20 protein-coding genes are annotated in these 22,646 nt (G+C 33.6%); 3 read left to right on the forward strand and 17 right to left on the reverse strand.

What is annotated here, in order from left to right; translation table 11 throughout:
* Positions 1–65: 65 nt before the first annotated feature.
* Both STERM_RS20040 and STERM_RS20045 read right to left on the reverse strand, forming a co-directional pair.
* Positions 66–1,106 (reverse strand): glycoside hydrolase family 88/105 protein, encoded by a 1,041-nt coding sequence (locus STERM_RS20040; protein ID WP_012863446.1) that lies wholly within the window; start codon positions 1,104–1,106, stop codon positions 66–68.
* 29 nt (positions 1,107–1,135) lie between these two features.
* A complete protein-coding gene (locus tag STERM_RS20045) occupies positions 1,136–2,440 on the reverse strand; it encodes an ABC transporter substrate-binding protein (RefSeq protein WP_012863447.1) in 1,305 nt (434 codons plus the stop codon).
* Positions 2,441–2,638: 198 nt separating this feature from the next.
* Between STERM_RS20045 and STERM_RS20050 the strand changes: the two genes are divergently transcribed.
* Together STERM_RS20050 and STERM_RS20055 are read left to right on the forward strand one after the other, a co-directional pair.
* The gene (locus STERM_RS20050; RefSeq protein ID WP_012863448.1) at positions 2,639–3,811 is read left to right on the forward strand and encodes an ROK family transcriptional regulator; all 1,173 of its coding nucleotides are present in this window, start codon (positions 2,639–2,641) and stop codon (positions 3,809–3,811) included.
* 33 nt (positions 3,812–3,844) lie between these two features.
* Complete coding sequence (locus tag STERM_RS20055; RefSeq protein ID WP_012863449.1) at positions 3,845–4,189, forward strand: hypothetical protein; 345 nt, start codon at positions 3,845–3,847, stop codon at positions 4,187–4,189.
* A 155-nt stretch (positions 4,190–4,344) separates the two neighbouring features.
* On the opposite strand, the gene STERM_RS20060 is transcribed toward STERM_RS20055, so the two are convergent.
* The 13 genes from STERM_RS20060 to STERM_RS20120 all read right to left on the reverse strand — a co-directional run bounded on the left by STERM_RS20060 (position 4,345) and on the right by STERM_RS20120 (position 19,751).
* Complete coding sequence (locus tag STERM_RS20060; RefSeq protein WP_341872151.1) at positions 4,345–6,108, reverse strand: DKNYY domain-containing protein; 1,764 nt, start codon at positions 6,106–6,108, stop codon at positions 4,345–4,347.
* Positions 6,105–7,415 carry a DKNYY domain-containing protein gene (locus STERM_RS20065; RefSeq protein WP_012863451.1) on the reverse strand — a complete coding sequence of 437 codons (1,311 nt, stop codon included), beginning with the start codon at positions 7,413–7,415 and terminating at the stop codon, positions 6,105–6,107. Before STERM_RS20065 ends, STERM_RS20060 begins: the two co-directional genes overlap by 4 nt.
* A gap of 254 nt (positions 7,416–7,669) precedes the next feature.
* On the reverse strand, positions 7,670–8,506 hold the full coding sequence (locus tag STERM_RS20070) for a sugar phosphate isomerase/epimerase family protein (protein WP_012863452.1): 837 nt from the start codon (positions 8,504–8,506) through the stop codon (positions 7,670–7,672).
* 103 nt (positions 8,507–8,609) lie between these two features.
* The gene (locus STERM_RS20075; RefSeq protein WP_012863453.1) at positions 8,610–9,461 is read right to left on the reverse strand and encodes an SDR family oxidoreductase; all 852 of its coding nucleotides are present in this window, start codon (positions 9,459–9,461) and stop codon (positions 8,610–8,612) included.
* Between the two features lie 267 nt (positions 9,462–9,728).
* Positions 9,729–10,766 carry a mannonate dehydratase gene (uxuA, locus tag STERM_RS20080; protein WP_012863454.1) on the reverse strand — a complete coding sequence of 346 codons (1,038 nt, stop codon included), beginning with the start codon at positions 10,764–10,766 and terminating at the stop codon, positions 9,729–9,731.
* Positions 10,767–10,786: 20 nt separating this feature from the next.
* A complete protein-coding gene (locus STERM_RS20085) occupies positions 10,787–11,650 on the reverse strand; it encodes a carbohydrate ABC transporter permease (RefSeq protein WP_012863455.1) in 864 nt (287 codons plus the stop codon).
* Positions 11,650–12,528, reverse strand: coding sequence for a carbohydrate ABC transporter permease (locus STERM_RS20090; RefSeq protein ID WP_012863456.1), 879 nt, complete (start codon positions 12,526–12,528; stop codon positions 11,650–11,652). Before STERM_RS20090 ends, STERM_RS20085 begins: the two co-directional genes overlap by 1 nt.
* A gap of 54 nt (positions 12,529–12,582) precedes the next feature.
* A complete protein-coding gene (locus STERM_RS20095; RefSeq protein WP_012863457.1) occupies positions 12,583–13,884 on the reverse strand; it encodes an ABC transporter substrate-binding protein in 1,302 nt (433 codons plus the stop codon).
* Between the two features lie 139 nt (positions 13,885–14,023).
* A complete protein-coding gene (locus STERM_RS20100; protein WP_012863458.1) occupies positions 14,024–15,328 on the reverse strand; it encodes an ABC transporter substrate-binding protein in 1,305 nt (434 codons plus the stop codon).
* Positions 15,329–15,385: 57 nt separating this feature from the next.
* Positions 15,386–16,537, reverse strand: a complete 1,152-nt coding sequence (locus tag STERM_RS20105) for a Gfo/Idh/MocA family protein (RefSeq protein ID WP_012863459.1) — start codon at positions 16,535–16,537, stop codon at positions 15,386–15,388.
* Positions 16,531–17,535 carry a Gfo/Idh/MocA family protein gene (locus STERM_RS20110; protein WP_012863460.1) on the reverse strand — a complete coding sequence of 335 codons (1,005 nt, stop codon included), beginning with the start codon at positions 17,533–17,535 and terminating at the stop codon, positions 16,531–16,533. The genes STERM_RS20105 and STERM_RS20110 overlap by 7 nt, the downstream gene beginning before the upstream one ends.
* Positions 17,536–17,552: 17 nt before the next feature.
* Positions 17,553–18,626, reverse strand: a complete 1,074-nt coding sequence (locus tag STERM_RS20115; protein WP_012863461.1) for a Gfo/Idh/MocA family protein — start codon at positions 18,624–18,626, stop codon at positions 17,553–17,555.
* Between the two features lie 30 nt (positions 18,627–18,656).
* Entirely contained in the window at positions 18,657–19,751 is a 1,095-nt protein-coding gene (locus tag STERM_RS20120) for an ABC transporter ATP-binding protein (RefSeq protein WP_012863462.1), read from the reverse strand.
* 307 nt (positions 19,752–20,058) lie between these two features.
* Between STERM_RS20120 and STERM_RS20125 the strand changes: the two genes are divergently transcribed.
* Entirely contained in the window at positions 20,059–20,754 is a 696-nt protein-coding gene (locus STERM_RS20125) for a GntR family transcriptional regulator (RefSeq protein ID WP_012863463.1), read from the forward strand.
* Positions 20,755–20,799: 45 nt separating this feature from the next.
* On the opposite strand, the gene STERM_RS20130 is transcribed toward STERM_RS20125, so the two are convergent.
* Complete coding sequence (locus tag STERM_RS20130) at positions 20,800–21,483, reverse strand: GntR family transcriptional regulator (RefSeq protein ID WP_012863464.1); 684 nt, start codon at positions 21,481–21,483, stop codon at positions 20,800–20,802.
* A gap of 144 nt (positions 21,484–21,627) precedes the next feature.
* The gene (locus STERM_RS20135) at positions 21,628–22,644 is read right to left on the reverse strand and encodes a sugar kinase (protein ID WP_012863465.1); all 1,017 of its coding nucleotides are present in this window, start codon (positions 22,642–22,644) and stop codon (positions 21,628–21,630) included.
* Positions 22,645–22,646 lie beyond the last annotated feature (2 nt).

Raw genomic sequence — 22,646 nt, forward strand, 5'->3', positions numbered from 1 at the left:
TGAAACTCTAAGGATCTGTCCGGTAAAAGCTCTTATGCCTTTTTTAAACATTTGAATATAAATAATTAGTTATAAAATTTTTCCGTATCTTCCAAAGCTAAAACTGCCAGAATCATCAGACCCTGTCCGTAAGGAGTTTGACAGAATCCGATATTCTTATAATGTTCGCTGTCATATCCCATTGCCGTTCCGGCGGAAACCTGCTTCAAAGAACCATCCTCCCCAAGGTAGTTGCTTACTATATAACGTACTGCCATATATGAATTCAGATAATGACTTTTATCAATCGCCCCGTACTTCACTCCTGTAAGTATCCCATAGGCAAACCCTGCTGTAGCAGAAGTTTCAAAGTAAGAATCCTCGTCATTTATAATTGTACGCCACATACCTGATATGTCCTGATACTTTATCAACGCTCCGACCTGTCTTTTATACGCTTCTTCCAGCAGCCTCCTATCAGTCATACTTATTTCTTCCACTATTGTTAATATTTCCGGTATTGCTATAGTTATCCAGCAATTACCTCTTCCCCAGAAAATACCTCCGAAATGTCTCTCTGTAAGTGACCAGCCATGATACCACAGTCCGCTTTCACAGTCAGAAAGATATTTTATATGGATTATAGTCTGATATACAGCCTCATCCTGCATTTTTTGATTGTTCAAAACCATTCCCGCTCTTGCGAGGAATAGTATTGTCATAAACAAAGTATCTGCCCACAGTTGGTCATTATTTATAGTATGCGTAGTCAGATGCTGCATTCCGCCTTCCACTGTTCTGGGCATTTTGTTCATAAGCCATTCGGCATTTTCCTTTATCACTTCCAGATAATCAGTATTCTTTTCTGCCTCGTATAAATAAGTCAGTGCCAGTAAAGGAGACATTGTATTTATATTTTTATCAAAGCCCTTTCCAAGCATTTTCTCGTACCATCCGTTTAAAAATTCCAGACATCTTTTATCACCTGTTGCTTCATATAGTTTATATATTGAAAATAAGCCTACCCCCTGCTCCCATTCCCATCTATATACAGGTGTTATCCCCTCATCCTCTTCCAAAGCTGTAAGTCTCTCATAGAGCTTGTTCAAGACCTCTGTTTTATCCATATTTCTATCCTCCTAAGTTGTGTCAGTTATTATTTGCTTATCTGGGCAATGACTTTTTCAAGCTCTGCATACATTTGTTCCCCTGCCTGTTCAGGAGTTAATTCATTGTAATCTACTTTTTGTGTATACATCATTCCTATTTTTCTTATTCTTTCATCTTCTATAAAAGGACTTGATTTTGGTGCTGCAAAAGCAAGAGCTTTTTCCAGACCTTCCGGTACTATCCCTTTTAATAATCCTTCCTGATCCAGAGTTTCTATTGCTTTTTTATTCGATGGTATTCCTCTGCTGAGTCCCAGAATTTTTACAGCCTCAGGATCAGATAGTAAAAAGTTCAGGAATTTTGCAGCCTCTTTAGGATGCTTTGTGTTTTTATTTATTGCAAGAGCCATGTTTACCTTTACAAATGCTGATTTATTAGGTCCTATTCCTGTTAACATATCACCAATTATAAGTTCGTTTCCTTCGCTTAATGTGTCCTGATACTTGCTTATCGCTGAATTCCATTCATAAACTCCTCCGACCTTTCCGCTTATCCACAATGGATTCTGTTCTCCCGGCACATTTCCCGCACCTGCGTTATCTTTACTTGATAGTACTACACCTTCATCCACGAGCTTTTTATAAAACTGTATTGCTTCTGTTAATTCCTCTTTTGTAATTCCCATTTTATTATCACTGTCTATCAGGGATTTTCCGAATTTCTGCTCTACATAATATTTCAAAAAGAACAATACTCCGCTGTCAGTTGTTGAAATATCCAGAGCATATGTATCATTGCCGAATTTTTCTTTTAAGATTTTTGTAGAAGAAATCAATTCATCTGCTGTTGCAGGTACCGACAGCCCGGCTTTTTCATATAGTGCTTTATTGTAATAAAATACCCTTCCGTTCATTCCTACAGGAATAGCAGGTACTTTTCCGTTAATTGTAGTGTAGCTCAAAACATTTTCATCATAATTTGAAAGATCAAAGTCTTCTTTCAAATCATTGAAATTATAAAAACCATCACCGTTTTTTGAAAAAATATAAAGCCAGTTCCAGTCTATCTGCATAATATCAGGTGCAGTATTTCCCGTAACCTGTGTTGATACTTTCTCAAAATGCCCGTCCCATCCCGAATACTCAGCTTTTATCTTTATTCCGGGATTTTTTTCCTCGAATAATTTTATTGCATCAAGTGTTGCTTTATGTCTCGAATCTCCGCCCCACCATGAAAATCTCAGTACAACTTCTTTTTCTCCGCCGCCGTCTCCTGCTGTATCTTTCTTTTCACCACAGCTGATTATCAGTCCTAACATTAATACCATGAATAAAAATAATTTCTTTTTCATAGACCACTCTCCTAATATTATTTTATAAGTTTATTTTTTGTTTTGCAGTATTATTATGTTCTATTTCAGTTTGTTAGTTTGGTAAACTAACATTACAATTATATCGTTATTTTTGATTTTGTCAATATCTGATATAAAAAAATCCGCAATTGATTTTTTTTTCTTATAATGTTATTATTAAATAGATTCGGAGGTACTATGGAAATTGCAGATTCTAAATTTATAAAAAATATAAACCGGGCTATTATACTGGAAGAAATAATAAAAAATGAACCGGTTTCCAGATCAGATCTGGCTAAGATTACCGGTCTAAATAAAGTTACCATTTCATCACAGATATCTGATCTTCTTGATGAAAAATTACTTATAGAAAAAAAATCGGAAAATTCTCCCGGAACTTCAGGCGGTAAAAAGCCTATTTTATTATTTCTGAATAAAAAATGCGCGTATTCTCTGGGACTTGAACTGAAAAAAGACTCCATCTCTTCTGTTCTCACTAATTTAAACGGAGAAATAACACAGAAAGAAGCTTTTTCTGTGAAAAAAACTTCCCCTGAATTTATTGCAGATAAAATAGAAGAAATTTTTAAATATTATACTAAAAGTATAAAAAATTCCAAATTTGGAATTATCGGTCTTTCTGTGGGAGTCCACGGAAAAATAGATAAAAATAATATTATTATTGAATGCAACAATTTAAAATGGAAAAATATTAATTTAAAAAAAATGCTGCAAAAAAAGTTTCCCGATCTGAATATTAATATAAAAAATAATAATTATTTTTCAGTGCTTGCTGAAAAATCTTTTTATGATATTCCTAATGATCCGTTTATTTTTCTGAATATGTCTGCAGGAATAGGCATGGGAATAGTTATTGATAATAATATTCTTCTGGGTGTAAACGGTCTCAGCGGTGAAGCCGGTCATGTTTCAATAGAACTGAACGGAAGAAAATGCTATTGCGGCAGAAGAGGCTGCTGGGAAACATATGCATGTGAAAATGCATTTTTTAAAGATTTAAAAGAATTGAAAAAAAAGAATATTTCTTATGATAAATTTTCAAAAATGCTTGATAATAATGAAATAGATGAAGAAATTACTGCGCTTCTTGCCGATTATGAGAATTATATTTATTCCGGACTTCTCAGTATCATTAATATTTTTGACCCGAAGCTGATTTTGATATATAACAGGATTCTTAATATTTATCCTGCTCTTGTAAAAAATCTTAAAAAGAAGATTTATAAATATAATAAAATAGAAGCTTCTATTGAATTATCTGAATTAAAGGAAGATTCATGCTGTCTTGGAGCATGTATTTCAAATATACTCGGTTTTTTGAACATTAATTTTTTAAAGCTGAAAAAATAAACTTTGTTAATTATATAAATTGTGGAGGTTATTGTGATAAAAAAATTATTTACTTTATTTGTATTTTTAAGTTTTTGCGGGAGCACAGGATTTGGTGCTGATCAATGCTATAAAAATAAATATTCTTACAAAGATTCTTTGGTTCAGCAATATGTCGATGATTACAGAGCTTTGCTGCCTCTTTACACTGAAGCTATAAATGAAAAAAACACTGAAAAAATATATAATTTTACCGATTCTGCCCAAAAACTCGGTGAAAGAGGACTGATTATCAGCGAGATACTTGTAGATTCTGACGAAGCTCGGAAATTTAGCGAAGAAATGTCAGAAATTGCAGAATGCTTTTTTAATACCGCTATTGATATTTCTAATAGATAAAAATTATGGCAGTGTGAAGACTTCTTCTGCCTTTTCAATTTTTCTTTAAATTTAATAACAGGCATAAATAAAAAGGCGAAAATAAACCTCGCCTTTTTTCTCTTAATAATTTTATATTTTCTTAAAATCTTACTTTAAAAATTATATTTATTTTTTTATTTCAAAATTTTCTCTCCATTTTCTCCATACCAATTTTTATTATCCCTAGAAAAATTATAACTTAACACTCTAAAAGTTTTCACATCTGCCTGCATTATTTTTCCTTTTAAATAAACATTTTTACTATCTTTAGCGTATTCTTTTTCTAACTCCTGAAAACTATCATAATCAGCTCCGTCTATTTTTTCTCCGTCATAGTATATCTCTTTTTTTCCTTTCGCATAATCATATGATAATACCAAAAATTCTCCTTCATTAAATGATTCCAGCCACTTCCCATCATAAAATACATTTATACCATCTGTTACATATGATCCGCCTAAATATTGTATATTTTCTATATTTATATTTTTATCCATTTTTTCTCCATTATAATAAGCAATTTTTCCATCAGATAAATATCCGTGATCCACTTTAAAAGAATTCGGAATAATTCCGGGTATCTTCTCACCATTATAATAAACATGATTTTTATCTTGTGAAATGAGATACCCTTCAAAGCTTATTTTGAAAGTCTTTGGATCAGCTCCTATAATTTTCTTCCCGTATAAATACACATTTTTAGTACTTTTTATATAACTAAAGGAACGTTCAGGATTTATATATTGAAAATCATTTATATTTATTCCATCTAATTTTATAGCTTCATAATATATATCATTTCCTCTTATGTAATAGCCTTTATCCCATTTATCAAAAAAAATAATCTCATTCTCTTTTACATTTTTCAATATTGTATTCTTCAAATAAATATTATTTTTATCTGAGTATACATTATAAGATATGCATTTAAATGTTTCCGGATCTGCTCCTTCCACTAATTTTCCCCTATAATAAACATAATTCTTGTCTCTTATATGATCAGACCATCCATAGTTCAAAGTACACTCTTCTTTAAGTGATTCTTGAATTGTTTCAGCACTCCCAGCATCACTGTTAATTATTTTTTCTCCTGTATAATAAATACTATCTCTATCTTTACTGTATCCTCCTCCTAGATTTTCCCATTCTTGCTGATTTATACCTTTTAATTCTTTGTTGTCATAATAGGTTTTTTTTCCGTCTGTGATAATACCGGCTTCTGTTTTTATATGGTTTATATCTAGATCTAAAGGATAATCAATATAATAAACCCCGTTTTTATCCTTTCCATATGAATAATCAATCACTTCAAACGTTTTAGGATCTAATGTTTCCAATTTTTTATCTTCATAATATACATTTTTTTTATCCTTTGAATAATAAAAATTCAAGATCTTAAAAGTTTTTATATCTACATCCATTGTCTGTACTCCATATACACCATAATAAGCTCTGTTTTTATCTTTATAAAAACTAGCTCCTTCTATTTCCTGAAATGTCTCAGGGTCTGCTCCCTCTATTATTTTTTCGTTATAATATACATTTTTCTTATCTTTCCTAATAATTGAATTCACATGTTGAAAGCTTTCTGGATCCACTCCTTCTAATTCTCTGCCTAAATAATACACTCTGTTTTTATCTTTAGCATATTCTCCATGTAAATTTTCCGGAAGTATAAGTACAAAACTTTCTATATCTGCATTTTTTATTATTTTTTTCTCATAATAAATATGATTTTTATCTTTTGAATATGAATTTCCTATTGTTTTAAAGCTTTCTTTATCTATGTCCGGAATTTCTGTTTCATTAAAATAAACTCTACTTTTATCCCATGAATAATTTCCGTCTATTACTTCAAAAGTTTTTATATCTGCATTATTTATCTTATTCCATCCTATGTAAACATTTTTTTATCTTTATAATATCTTCCAGTTATTACTTCAAAACTTACCGGATCTGCCCCTTCTAACATTCTCCCGGCTATGTATACTCTGTTTTTATCCTTCAAAATTTCATTATAACTATCTTCTACTGCTTCTAAAGTTTCTATATCAGCTTTGTATAAAAAGATTTTCCTGCTAAATTTATCATTATAATAAATCAAGTTTTTATACATATAATAATCAAAACCCATTTCTGTAATTCCCTTATCACTTAAATCTTCTAGTCTTTTTTTCTCTCTCTTTTCATATTCATCAATTAAAATTGCCATATTATATTCAGATTCTTTTTCTTGGATAACAAATTTATCAGTATCTATATTTCTGTCTTTTAGATCTTCAGGTTTAAAATTTAGTACTTTTGATGTGAGATAATAGACATAATTTTTGTCTTTACTTACATATTTATTCAATAATACAAAACTTTGAGGATCTGCATCTTCTATTCTTTTATTTGAATAATAGACATAATTTTTATCTATCCCGTATTTATATTCCAAATGTTTGAAAGTTTTGGAGTCTGCATTCTCCACTATATCATCTCTGTAAAATACAAAATTTTTATCCTTTCCATACCAATCTCCTATACTTTTGAAGCTTTTAGCATCAGCTTTATCCATAGGATATGATATCGAGTATACTTTATTTTTATCTTTTGAGTATATATTTCCTAATATTTCAAAAGTTTCGGAATCTGCACCGTATAAAATCTCTCCATACTTATACACATTATTTTTATCTTTTGCTGTTTCATTATCTAAAATTACAAAAGTACTCGGGTCGGAATTCATCAACTTCGTGTCTATAAAATATACATCTGTACCGTCTGTTATATATCTGGTATCCCCCTCATAAATCTTCAATTTTTCTGATGCAAACCCCGGTATCTTTCTGCCCAGCACATAAACATTATTTTTATCCTTAGCAATAAAATAATTTTCTATAACAAAACTATTCTTATCCACAAGTATTTTTTTATTTTTATAATAATAATTATTTTTATCTTTTGCATATGAATATTCTAACTCAGCGAAAGTTTTTACATCAATTTCTTTAACTAATACAGGGGTATCCCAGTATTCTTTATAGTAAATTTTTCCATCAATCATTTCATAATATTTTTTATCTTCATTTTCATTTTGTTTGATTACAGCCTCTTCAACTACTATTTTATTATTTTCTTTTTCATTTTTAGAGTTTATTATTTCTTCACTTATTCCTATGTTAGTTAATATAAATAACCAAATTAGAACTCTTTTCTTCATAATTTTCTCCATCTTTTTCGAAATTTTGTATTTTTTAGCTCCACTCTTCCTTATAATATTCTTCTGATTATAAAAAATATATTACAAAAGATTAATTTATTTTCATAAATATCGTATCATAAGTATTTAAAAAAAACCATATAATTTATATTCCTTACTATTAAAAAATGACAGATAATAAATCCGTCATTTTCTATCTGTAAAATCCAAATCTTTTTCCAGATTTCTCACAGTGCGAAATCTAGAATGATAAATTAGACTTTTTCATATATACCTCTCATATAGTTTATACTTTTATCCATTTCGTTTACTTCTATATTTTCCAGTATTATTTCTATGAATGGTTTCTTTTTTTTCAATAATTTAAATAATAATTCAAAATTCAGAATACCTTTTCCCGGTGGAACAATTACTCTTTCACCGTTTTCTACTATAAAATCTTTTACATGCACTGCTGCTATCCTGTCTCCAAGTATATCGAGAGACCTTGTTATTATTTCATCCTGATTCATTATCTCATCTGCTCGTATAAAGCCTATAGGATCATAAAGCACCTGAACATTATTCGATCCTATTTCATCCAAAAGCCTTTTCATTCGTTCCGGAGTATGAATAGTAAGAGTTACTGAATTTTCCACTCCTATTATTATACCGAATTTTTCTGCCTCATCTGCCAGCTCTCTTATAGTTCTCTTCACTGTCTGAAAAGCTTTCTCACTATGATTATCTTCATGATAAGAAAAATCCCTGTTATAAGAGCCTGTTTCACTTCCTACTATCTTAGCTCCAAATGTAGAAGCATATCTTATATACTCTTTAAATTTATCTATACAATGTCTTCTAAACTCCTCATCAGGATCCACCATATTAAAATAACAGCTTAAAACTGCCACATGAATATTCTTCTCAGAAAGTGCATTTCGTATATAATTTCCAAATCCCGGACTCAAATTTCCAAGATCAGAATTAATTGTTTCAAAGCTTTTCGGCAAAGCCAGCTGTACATTTTTAAAACCTTTTGCTGATATTTTTTCAGCCAGCTCCTCTGCACTAACTGCTGTAAAATCATGTGCTCTGATTCCTAAATTCATTATCTCTCCTGACTATGCAAAAACTTTAATTCATATTATATCATCATAAAAAGTCCCTGCATCCCATATTATCAATTTATAATAAATACTTTTCCCAAATATGTTAAACTCCTGAATATGCTAAAAATCCTCCGTCTATCGGTATTATTACTCCTGTAACAAAGCCCGAAGCCTTTGGTTCTATCAGCCAAAGTAATGTTCCTGTTAATTCTTCCGGTTCCCCGAATCTTCCCATTGGTGTCTGTGAAATTATTTTTTCTGCTCTTTCTGAATATGATCCGTCAGTATTTCTGAGCAGTGCTTTATTCTGATTAGTTTCAAAAAATCCCGGAGCCATAGCATTTACTCTTATCCCTGATTTTGAAAAATGTACTGCCAGCCACTGTGTAAAATTAGATATAGCAGCTTTTGCACCTGAGTATGCCGGTATTTTTGTAAGCGGTGTGAATGCATTCATAGATGATACATTTATTATGCTGCTCTCTTTATTTCCAGTCATATCCTTTGCGAAAACCTGAGTAGTCAGCAATGTCCCTATAAAATTCAGGTCAAATACGAATTTTATACCCTCCGGATCCAGATCGAAGAAAGTCATTATATCCTCTTTATCCAGATCACCGTCTTCAAAGTATTCCTTGCTTGTATTTCCCTTAGGGTGGTTTCCGCCTGCTCCGTTTATCAGAATATCACATTTTCCCATTTTTTCATTTACTGTCTTTTTTGCTTCTTTCAGGCTGTTTATATCCAGGACATTAGCCTGTACGCCTAAAGCCCTTCCGCCGCTTTTATTTATTTCATCTGCAACAGCATCTGCCGCTTCTTTTTTCAAATCCAAAACTGCTACTTTAGCACCGCATGCAGCCAGAGCTTTCGCAAATACCGCACACAGTATTCCGCCTCCTCCTGTAACCACTGCTACTTTATTTTCCAGATTTATTTTAAAAGGAACCTGCATTTTGATCTCCTTTCCTATATTTGTATTTAAAATTTTATGTTTCAAAATATTTTACTGCCGAAGCCGCCGTATTTGCTTGACTGGTTAATTATAAAAATCTTCCTGTCGGGATAGGCACTCCGGCAAATCAAGTTTAATATACTTCAATTAATTTTAGTACCCTGTATCATTTAAATTCTGAGAAACAAAAATAAAACTGATGTTCAGGCACCCTTATACTATCTGATTTTATAATAAGAATACCTCTCTCTTTATATTCCTCCTATCCTAGCATCCTTTTTCCAGAGTTTCCCATATTCCCAGAATGTACACTGCTCCAAGAGCTCTGTCATATAATCCGTAACCCGGTCTTCCTGTTTCTCCCCAGATCATTCTTCCGTGATCCGGTCTGGCATAACCGGTAAAGCCTGTTTCTTTGTATGCTTTTAATATCTCCACAAAATCCAGCGAACCATATTTTGACATATGGGCGCTTTCCTGAAAACTTCTGTCATCTATTATTTTTATATTTCTTAAATGTGCAAAATGAATCTTTTTACCAAATCTTCTTATCATTCCCGGCATATCATTGTCTCTTGCCACTCCAAGTGAGCCTGTACATAGTGTAAGTCCGTTATATTCACTGTCATAAAGCTTAAGAAATCTGTCTATATTCTCCTCATTTGTTATAATTCTGGGAAGTCCGAAGATAGGCCACGGCGGATCATCAGGATGTATTGCCATCTTTACTTTTACTTCCTCAGCTACCGGAATTATTTGTTCAAGAAAATATTTCAGATTATTCCATAAATCTTCTTCAGATATCTCCTTATATTTATCCAGTATCGCATTCAGTTCTTCTTTTTGGTAACTTGCATCCCATCCGGGAAGAGAAAGTTCACCCTTTCTCGGATCCATCTTTTCTATTTCATCTCTGTAATAAACAAGGGCAGTAGAACCATCAGGAAGTTTATAATCCAGATTTGATCTTGTCCAGTCAAAAACCGGCATAAAATTATAGCAGATGACCTCTACTCCTGCTTTAGCAAGATTTCTTATATTTTCTTTATAATTTTCTATATATTTCTCTCTTGAAGGAAGTCCCATCTTAATATCTTCATGTACGGGAACACTTTCTATTACCTTCATTTCCAGATTTTTTACATTTACCTCTTCTTTTAGTTCTGTTATTTTATCAAGAGGCCACACCTCACCTACAGGAATATCATAAATCGCAGTTACCACTCCTGTCATCCCCGGTATCTGACTTATATATTCCAAAGAAACAGGATCAGTCTTTCCGTACCATCTAAACGTCATCTTCATATTATTATTTCCTCCTGTTATTATTTCAATCCGCTTGTCGATACACCTTCCACGAAATATTTTTGTGCCGAGAAGAATATTACTATAGAAGGTACCAGAGCTATTACAGCCATTGCCATTACCTGATTCCACTGTACTACCGCACTGTTGTCCATTGACATTTTTAATGCTATGGACACAGGATATTTTTCTACACTTGATATATAGATTAAAGGCCCCATAAAATCATTCATTGACCATATAAACTGAAATAAAGCCACAGAAATTAAAGCTGGTTTTAGTATAGGAACCAATATATAAATCAATGTTTGAAAACTGTTGCATCCATCTATTTTCGCAGCCTCTTCCAATTCTATAGGAAGTCCTCTCAAAAATTGTACCAGCATAAATACAAAGAATGTATCAGTAGCAAGTAATGAAGGAATTATTAACGGAAGATATGTATCCAGCCATCCTATCTGTCTGTACATTATATACTGAGGTATATTAAGAACTATAGTCGGCAGTAATAATGTCCCGATCAGTATTGAAAACAGAAATTTTTTCCCGGGTATTTTAAATCTTGCGAACCCATATGCTGCCAGTGTACACGAAATAAGTGTAAGTATCACCTTAGGTACTACTATGGCAAATGTATTCATGAAGTATTTCGTAAAAGTATACTCTGTTGATGTCTTCCATCCGTTTATATACCCTGTAACATCGAATTTTTTAGGTATAATTCCCACCGAAGAAAATATTTCGTTATTTTCTTTGAATGATGCCCCTATAAGCCATAACAGGGGATATATCATAAGCAGTCCTACCACGATCAGTATAATATACTTAATTGCTGCATCTGCTGTTTTTTTCGTTTTACTTTTGCTTCTTCCTACGCTCTCCATTAATTATTACCTCCATCCTCATAGTATACCCAGTATTTTTGTGATTTAAAGACTATTGCAGTACAAACCATTATGATTATAAAGAAAAACCATGCCAGTGCACTTGCATACCCCATATTAAAGTATCTGAATGAGTTGTCATAAATCAGTAATGAGTACAGGTATGTCGAATTTAAAGGTCCTCCCTTTGTTATTATGTAAGGTGCGTTAAATTCCTGAAATGCATTCAGCATCTGCATTATGAAGTTAAAGAATATTACCGGTGTCAGCAAAGGGAATGTAATACTGAAAAACATTCTTACCTTTGATGCTCCGTCTATTCTTGCAGCTTCATAAAGCGTATTCGGTATATTTTTTAACGCTGCAAGAAATATTACCATTGATGAACCAAACTGCCACACACTCAAAAGTCCTATAGTAAATAAAGCATACTTCTGATCTCCCATCCAGCTTGCCGTAGGCAGATGAAGCATCTTAAGCATAATATTTACCAATCCGTTATCTGCAAACAAGAATCGCCATAATACAGATATCGCTACACTTCCCCCCAGTATTGACGGAAGATAATATGCTGTTCTGAAAATCCCCACTCCTTTTATCTTAAAATTAAGTATACTTGCTATAAACAATGCAAAAGCCAGTTTCAGAGGAACTGTTACTATTACGTATTTTATAGTATTCAAAAGGGATTTTATAAATAATTCGTCCTTAAACATCTCCACATAATTTTCTATTCCAATAAACTGCGGGCTTGATATTAGATCATATCTTGTAAAGCTTAAAAACAGCGATAACCCGAAAGGAAATATTTTTAACAGTAATATTCCCAATATCCACGGTAGTATGTATAATAATCCCACATTAATTTTATTTTTCATATCCGCCTCTTTTCATAATTATTCAATGTAATGCTATATTTACAATTAACAGCACTACCTTGTCATTTGTTCCAATAATTTTGTCAATTCTGTATACATCTGTTCTCCTGCCTGTTCAGGTGTTATTTCGTTGTAATCCAGTTTTTGTGTAATTACCAGACCAAGCTGTCTTGTTCTTTCATCTTCTATATAAGGGCTTTTTTTAGGTCCGGCAAAATTAAGGGCTTTTGTAAGTCCCTCTGCAACAGGTCCTGTAGTAAGACCTTCTTTTTCCAATTCAGCATAAGCACTCTTATTCAAAGGAATTCCCCTTACAGTCCCTAATATTTTGGCTGCCTCAGGATCAGACAGAAGGAAATTCAAAAATTTTGCTGCTTCTTTGGGATGCTTTGTATTTTTATTTATCGCCAAAGTCATATTTACTTTCAAATAAGCAGATTTATGATCTCCTATTCCTATCAGGAAATCTCCTGCTACCATTGTATCTCCTTTTTTAAGCATATCACCGTATGCCCCGATCATAGTATTCCAGTTTAGAACACCGCCTAACTCACCATTTATCCATAAAGGATTCTGATCGTCAGGATAGTTTCCTGCTCCTGCCCTGTCTTTTGCCGATATTACTGCACCGCTGTCTGCAAGCATTTTATAAAACCTAAATGCATCTGCAAGTTCTTCTTTTGTAACTCCTACTTTATTATCAGTATTTATCAGCGTTTTTCCATATTTTTGCTCCACATAATATTCCACAAAGAACATAGCACCGCTGTCAGAAGTCACTATATCCAGTGATTTAGTATCCGGACCTATTTTTTGCTTTAATATTTTATCGGCAGCAAGCAGTTCGTCAAATGTTTTAGGTATTTCTATTCCTGCCCTTTCATACAGAGACTTATTAAAGAAAAATGCTCTTCCATTCATTCCCACAGGTATTGCATTAAGTTTTCCGTTTATTGTAGTATAGCTCAGATCTTCTTTTGTATAGTTAGCAAGGTTAAATTCATCTTTTAACAGATTAATATCATAAAAGCCGTCCCCGTTTTTTGAAAAATTAAACAGCCATATATAATCTACCTGCATTATATCAGGTGCTGTATTTCCTGTTAGCTGTGTCGAAAGCTTCTGGAAATAGCCATCTGTACCGCCGTATTCTGCTTTTATTTTTATTCCCGGATTTTTCTCTTCAAAAAGCTTTATAGCATCAAGAGTTGCTTTATGACGTGATTCACTTCCCCACCATAAGAATCTCAGTACTATTTCCTTGCTGCCATCTTTACCGGAAGTATTATTTTTCTCTCCGCAGCTTACGGTTAAAATCAAAATAAGCATTATTAACCAAAATATTTTATTTTTCATATTTTTTCTCCTTATTATATTTATTTCGTTCTCCAAATAAGCAATGAATTCCTGTCTGCATGACCGTATTTTTCATCTGCCTTATACGAAAATAATTTTCATAAGAATATTTAATAACCTATATCGATTCTTTTTCCGTCTATCTTGTCATTTGTTTTAATAATTTTTCCAATTCAGTATATAATCTTTCTCCTGCCTGTTCCGGTGTTAATTCGTTATAATCCACTTTTTGCGTAATTTCCAGTCCCAGCTTTCTTGTTCTTTCGTCTTCTATATAGGGACTTGTTTTTGGTCCGGCGAAAGCCAGTGCTTTTGTAAGTCCTTCCGCAAGAGGCCCTTTTGTCTGTCCTTCCTTTTCCAGTTCGGCAAAAGCACTTTTATTCAAAGGAATTCCTCTTACAGTTCCCAGTATTTTTGCTGCTTCAGGATCTGACAGCATAAAATTCAGAAATTTTGCAGCTTCTTTCGGATATTTTGTATTTTTATTTATTGCAAAAGCCATATTTACTTTTATGAATGTAGATTTATGTTCTCCGATTCCTGTCAGAAAATCTCCCGAGACTAATGTATCGCCCTCTTTAAGCATATTCTCATATTGCCCCACCATTGTATTCCATGTTAAAACAGCTCCCAGCTCGCCGTTTATCCACAAAGGATTCTGATCATCGGGAAAATTTCCCGCTCCCGCTCTGTCTTTTGCCGAAACAACAGCTCCGCTGTCAACCAGCATTTTATAAAACTTAAATGCATCCGCAAGCTCTTCTTTTGTGACCCCTATTGTATTTTCAGCAGTTAATATCGGTTTCCCGTATTTTTGCTCTACATAATATTCTATAAAAAACAATGCTCCGCTGTCAGTAGAAGTAATATCCAGTGATTTGGCATCCTTACTCACTTTTTCTTTAATTACCTTATCCGTGGCAAGTAATTCGTCGAATGTTTTTGGAATTTCCACTCCTGCCTTATCATATAAAGATTTATTAAAGAAAAATGCCCTTCCGTTCATTCCCACAGGTATTGCATTAAGTTTTCCGTTTATAATAGTATAGCTCAAAGCCTGTTCATCATAGTTATCAAGATTAAAATCATCTTTTAATGTATTAATATCGTAAAAACCATCTCCGTTTTTTGAAAAGTTATATAACCAGTTGTAGTCTATCTGCATTATATCCGGTGCTGTATTTCCTGTTATCTGTGTAGAGATTTTCTCAAAATGTCCGTCCCATCCGCTGTATTCTGCTTTTATTTTTACTCCGGGATTTTTTTCCTCATATAGCTTTATTACATCTAAAGTAGCTTTATGACGTGCATCTCCGCCCCACCATGAAAATCTCAGCGTAATTTCTTTTTCTGCTCCCGCACCTTTTGAAGATTCTTTTTTCTCACCACAACTTATTGTTAAAACCAAAATAAGCATCATTAACCAAAATATTCTTTTTCCCATATTTTTTCTCCTTTTATTTTATTTTGACTTTCCAAAAAACATTAACTGCAGATGATTTTATTCGTAATCTTTTTCTACTTTATACTTTGACTTTCTCACTCTTTCATTTAACTTTTCTAAAAATAAATCCTCGTCTATCGGAAACTCCACCCAGTTATCAATAAATGTAGACAGATATACCGCATTTGATATCATTAATTCATTTATTGCATCTGTCCCCGGAGCCAGAAGAGGTGTTCCGTTTATTATTGTATCTATCCAGTCTTTTATTACAAGAACATGCTGTGATTCATCTGATTTTTCCACAGGAACTTCGCATTTCCAATACTCAGGCATTATAAAATTTCCTGTCTTATCGAATCCCTGTACTTTCAGATTTTTATTATATTCTATTTCAGATTCCCGTAATCTGTAGAATTCTATCTGACTGTTTTCTATTATTACTTTTCCTTTATCCCCTGTTATTTCCAGTCTGTTTGAGCCCGGTACTTCGGACACTGAAGATATAAACACGCCAGTAGCCCCGTTTTCATATTCAAAGTAAGCTGTTACTTCGTCTTCTACCTCTATATTTCTGTTTTTCCCAAAATATGCAAAGCCTCTCACTCTTTTCGGCATTCCAAATATCCACTGAAACAGATCCAGCTGATGCGGACATTGATTTATCAATACTCCTCCGCCTTCTCCGCCCCATGTTGCTCTCCATGTCCCGGAATTATAGTAAGCCTGTGTTCTGTACCAGTCTGTTATAATCCAGTTTATTCTCTTTAAAGTTCCCAGTTCGCCGCTGGAAACCAGATCCTTTACTTTTTGATAAAGCGGATTCGTTCTCTGATTAAATACCACTCCAAAAATTTTATCAGATTCAGCAGCCTTTTTATAAAGTCTTCTTACGGCCTTTGTATAAACCCCTATCGGTTTTTCTACCAAAACATGGTATCCGTTATCCAGTGCCTTTTCTGCAAGAACCGGATGCGCATAATGCGGAGTAGCCACTAACACAGCATCAAATTCATGACTTCCAAAAAAGTCCTCTTCTTTTGTAAAGTATTTTAATTTATTCCCATACAGATTTTCTGCTTTTTTTATTTTTTCAGAATCTATATCAAAAACTGCAGTAAGCTGAACATTTGAAAACACACCGCTTTCAAAATTTCTGACATGCATTGATCCTATGTTTCCATAGCCAATGACACCTATTTTTACCAAGTTTTTTCCTCCTTATCATAAATTTTTTCTATTATTTTCAAAGCTTTTATTCCTTCTTTTATGTTTATATAATTATCTGTTTTGTTCAAAATAGATTCATAAAAGTTTTTTATCAGTATTTCATGGGAATTCCCGTAACATTTTTTATTAAATTCATTTTTTGTAAAACTTTCCTCCTCAAGAAGTACCTCGTCATCCTCCAGAAATAATCTTAATTTATTGTTTTTTATATTTAATATCCCTTTTTCACAATGAACTTCGAGTTCTGCCCCCGAGTCATACGAATAATTATTTGTAGCATAAAAAACACCTTTTGCCCCGTTTTCAAATATCATATATGCTTCCACAGTGTCTTCGACTTCTATTTCATTTGTTGTACGGTGCTTGTGTACACTTCCGTTGAGTATTTTTATATCCCCGGCAAACCAGAGCATAAGATCAAGAGTATGGATAGCCTGATTTATCAGCACCCCTCCGCCTTCTTTTTCTATAGTACCTTTCCAGTCACTGTAAAGATAATATTCCGGTCCTCTGCACCAGGCGAGAAGCCCTTTTACTCCAAGAATTTTCCCGTATTTATTTTCATCCAGCAGCTTTTTCATATATACAGATGTTCTGTTTAATCTGTTTTGATAGACTATAGCTGAAAGCACCCCGTTTTTTTCCGACTCTTCCACTAAGTTTTCAGCTTCTTTTACACTTAATGCAAGGGGTTTTTCTATGAGAAGATTTTTTCCGTGTTTTATAAAATCCATCGCAATTTCATAGTGATTATAATGCGGTGTGGTTATATGAACTGTGTCTATATCTTTCCTGTCCAGTATTTCTTTGTAGTCGCATATCACAGGTATACTATCTCCCCGGGAAAGCTCCTCGGCCTTTTCGGAATTATTTTCCACGATACATACTATTTCTGCCAGTCCGCTGTTTTTTATTGCTTCTGCATGGACTTTACTTATAGATCCTCCTCCTACTATAGCTACTCTTAACTTTTGCATACCGTACTCCTTTGAAATTATTTTATCTTAACTGCTTTTTCCTGTGCAATAAGACATAATTCTGCTGCTTTAAATGCATGTTCCTGTGTCATAGAATTTTCTGTTCTGTTTATACAGTCCAGTATAAATTCCCCAAAAAAAGGAAATCCTATTTCCCCTGTTACGGAATAACGTTTTTCACCGTCTTTATTTACCAGATATACGTTATCTCCTTTATTATCCCTTGCTATATCTATATATTTTCTAATTTCTATATATCCCTCTGTTCCGAGGATCATTGTTCTTCCATCTCCCCATGTTCCTAAACCGTCAGGCGTAAACCAGTCTATCCTGAAGTAATTCGTTGTTCCGTTATCCCCAAGCAGATTGGCATGACCAAAATCCTCAAGTTCCGGAGTATCGGGATTTCCATAATTAGCAACCTCACTGGAAACTACCGTGGCATCTTTAGCTCCTGAAAAATATAAATACTGTTCTATCTGATGGCTTCCTATATCACATAATATTCCGCCGTATTTATCCTTTTGAAAAAACCATTCCGGTCTGTCTTTTTTATTCAATCTGTGTGGTCCCAGACCTATTACCTGGAGGACTTTCCCAATTGCACCCTGATTTATCAGTTCTCCCGCAAAAACTGCTCCCTCTACATGCAGTCTCTCGCTATAATACACATAATATTTTAATCCTGTTTCAGCTGCTTTTTTCTTTGCTGCCTCCAGCTGTTCCATTGTAGTAAACGGTGATTTATCTGTAAAATAATCTTTTCCATGATCCATTGCTCTCAGGCCCAGAGCACATCTTTCCGACGGTACTGCTGCTCCTGCTATTAATTTTACTTCAGGATCATTAAAAATTTCTTCTTCTGAAGCTGCTGCCTTTGCATTAGGATACACCTTCAAAAAATTTTCCACTTTTGCGGGATCCGGATCATATACATATTTCAATGTCGCCCCAGCTTCTGTTAAGCCGTTACACATTCCGTAAATATGTCCGTGATCCAGTGCTATTGCTGCAAAAACAAATTCCCCCTCTTTACATACCGGCTTCGGTTTTCCCTTTGGTGCATAATTCATTCCGTCTGTTTTTTGCATGATTCCTCCTTAATTTTTTGAATAACTTATTCAGATAGCTTCTTCAGTATCTGTATCAAATAAATGACATTTTTCCATATCTATCTTAAATATTCCGGTCTCCTTCAGGCTCAGACTTTCCTCCTGATTCAGCGTCAGTCTTGCTGTTATCTGGTTTCCTTCACTCTCAAAATACACTATCTCTTCATTACCCATCTGTTCTTTTACCAGTATATTCCCTTTCAGTGCATTCTGCTCACCCTCTTTTCCCAGTGAGATATGTTCCGGTCTTATTCCAAATGACACCTCTTTTCCTGTATGTCCTTTTATCTTCTCTCTCATGCTCTCTGGAAATTCCAGCTCTGTCCCCTTTACCTTCATTAACAGCTTCCCGTCTTTTTCTTCTATTACTCCGTTCAAAAAATTCATTGTCGGTGATCCTATAAAGCCTGCTACGAATTTATTCGCTGGATGGTTATACAGATTTAACGGCGTATCCACCTGCATGATCTTTCCTTCTCTTAAGACACATATTCTATCTCCCATTGTCATTGCTTCAACCTGATCATGTGTTACATAAATCATTGTAGACCCCAGCTCTTTGTGCAGCTGGCTTATTCTTACCCTCATGGATACTCTCAGCTTTGCATCAAGATTACTTAAAGGCTCGTCAAAAAGGAATACTTCCGGCTCTCTTACTATTGCTCTTCCAAGTGCCACCCTTTGTCTTTGCCCTCCTGACATATCCTTTGGTTTTCTGTCCAGCAGGTCTGTTATTTCAAGCTTTTCGGCTGCATCCCTTACTCTTTTGTCTATTTCCGACTTTGGTGTCTTCTTTAGCTTCAGCCCGAAAGCCATGTTATCATAAACGCTCATATGCGGATAAAGGGCATAGTTCTGAAAAACCATTGCTATTCCTCTGTCTTTTGGTGCCACATCATTAACGAGCTTATCACCGATATATATTTCCCCTCCCGTGATCTCTTCAAGACCTGCTACCATTCTAAGCGTAGTTGATTTAGCACATCCCGAGGGACCGACAAAGACCATAAACTCCCCGTCTTTAATATCAAGATTTATCCCGTGTACTGCTTTAAATCCGTTTGGATATTGTTTCTCTACTCCTTTTAATGTTACCTTTGCCATAACTAACCTCCATAAAATTAATAATATAATCTTATGTTATATACTAATATATAACATATTTTTTTTAAAAGTCAACACTGCCTGATATACAGAAAAAAAAATTTGTTTTTTTCCGTCAAACTAATTTTTTTATTTATATTTACACATTCTCCATGTATTATTTTTATTCTAAAATTCTAAATTAATTTTTCTTTTTGTTGTTTTTTTTCTAAAAATGTGTCTATAATTTAAAAAGTAAAATAAGTATAATTTTATAGTTATATACTAATATATAAGTTTTGATTGTTAAAAATTATAAGGAGGATCAATGTCGGTAAATATAAATAACCTAAATAAAAATATTGGTGAAAATAACAGTCAGTATGCCTACAGAGTCCTGAAAGACAATATTATGAACCTTACTTTGTCTCCGGGACAGGTTATAAATGAAAATGAATTAGTTGATATCTTAAAAATCAGCCGTACTCCCATAAGAGAAGCCATCTTCAAGCTAAAAGACGAAGCTCTTATAGATGTATATCCCCAAAAGGCCTCTTTTGTATCATTAATTGATCTGAACAGAGTTGAGGAAGCTTTCTTTTTAAGAAAAATAGTCGAAACCGAAGTATTAAAACTTTGCTGCGAATCCTGTGAAACCGAATATCTGAAAAAACTTGAAAAAAATATCTACCTTCAGGAAATTGTTGTTAATATTGAAGAAGATAAAAGTGCTTTTTTTTCACTTGATAATGAATTTCATACTATTATCTACGATTCTGTAAGTAAGTCCAGAGTCTGGACTACTATTAAGACTTTCAGCACTCATTATGACAGACTGAGATATCTGGATATTATTGAAAAAATAAATCTCATAAATCTCCTGAACCAGCATAAGGAAATAGTAAAAATCATTAAAGAAAAAGATATTTCCCGGGTAGAATCCATCCTGCTCAGTCATTTGACTAATTTTAGAGGAGAGCTTCCGTCTTTTATGGAAAAATATGGAAATTTTTTTGAAAAATAATACATTATATAGATAAAAAGGGGAGGATTTTCCTTCCTTTTTATCTTAAAAATATTCGGCATACTGTTCTTTAATAGTTTTGATATGTGTTTTTCCTCTTTCAAGATGTCTTATTAATATTTCTGACAATCCCTCCTTTTCATGATTTTTTATTTTATTGAATATTTCCTTATGTTCTGTGTAAACAAGATTCCATATTTCTTCGGAATCCAGCGTTAATCCCATTATTCTTACTCTGTTCAGCTGACCGCTTATATTCTGTATACTTTCCCAGATTCTCATTTTGTTACTACCTTCATATATTATTCGGTGAAAATCATTATCATACTGAAAAAGTTTTTCATAATTCTTCTGCTTCAGATATAATTCCTGAGAATGCAGATTTTCTTCCAGTAAAAACAGATATGATTCAGGAAAGACCTCCGCTGCCAGCTTGGTTATCTCCACTTCAAGTATTTCCCTCATATATCTAGATTCTTCCACGGACTGTTCATTTATCTTGGAGATATATGTACCTTTTTGCGGAATTATCTCTACCAGCTCCTCCTGATGAAGATGTATCAAAGCCTCTCTTACTGGTGTTCTGCTTACTTCCAGCTTATCTGCCAGCTCCTGCTCCGAAACCTGGGCTCCGGGTATTAAGCGTGCATTTATAATACTGTCCTTTAAAATATTATAAACATAATTTTTTATTGTTTCATTTGTAGTTTTAGTCTTTTTTCCTAACATTTTTCCCTCACTTATCGTGTACTTTATTTGATATCCCGCATCGCCTGTATTGAAAAATTAAACATCCGGCATCATGCACTGGTATTTAAGATCACTAATTTTTCCAAACACCAGTATAGCAGAGCGGTTAACATAATTATAAAACTATCTTTTTATATCCATACCTTCTTTTAAATATTTTTCCACTTCATTATGAGTAAATGTTCCTGCATCCCCTCTTATTGTATGCTTTAATATAGAACATGACAGTGCGAATTCTATTATCTGTTCAGGATCTTCAAAATGGTTTACCGCATAAATCAATCCCGCTGCAAAACTGTCTCCTCCGCCTACCCTGTCCAGAATATCGAATTCCTCCCAGTCTGTTTCTATTGTCTTCCCGTTTATATATAAAAACCCTTTTAATGCATTTCTGTTTGATGATATACTTTTTCTTGCTGTCCTTGCTATTATTTTTATGCCGAATTTTTTTTCCATTTCATGAAAAACTCTGTCCATCTCTTCAAGGGACGGATTATTTCTGGAAAGTCCGTTTTTAATATCTGTCCCGTCTGCTCCCGGAAGATTCAAAGGCTCTATTCCTATACACATATCTGCATATTCTGCCAGCTCTGACAATATATCTCTTGCTTTTTGAAAATCCCATAATTTTTCTCTATAATTCAGATCCAGACTTATCTTTAATCCGGATTTCTTTGCTGCTTCCATTGCTTTTTTAGTGAGCCTTAGGGCATTATCCGAAACTGCAGGAGTTATACCGCTTATATGAAACCAGGTATAGTCCTTGAAAATTTCTTCAAAATTAAAAATTTCCGGATCGGCTTTTGCTATGGCAGAATCTTTTCTGTCATATATTACTGTGGAATTTCTCTGTGAAAAACCGGTTTCCACAAAATAAAGCCCGAGCCTTCCTTCTGTTTTCACTATATGATCTGTCACTACATTATTGCACTTTAAATATCTTATTACGGAATTTCCTAGATCATTATCAGGAAGAGCAGATATAAAAGCTGATTTCTCCACGCCAAGATTCGCCATTGTGACGGAAACATTAGCTTCCGCACCTCCGAAATTCATATCAAATCTCTTTGAATGAAGAATTTTTTCATAATCTATTGTTGATAATCTGCCCATTATTTCTCCTAAAGAAATAAATTTCAATT

It is taken from the genome of Sebaldella termitidis ATCC 33386, assembly GCF_000024405.1.
Taxonomy (GTDB): Bacteria; Fusobacteriota; Fusobacteriia; order Fusobacteriales; family Leptotrichiaceae; genus Sebaldella; species Sebaldella termitidis.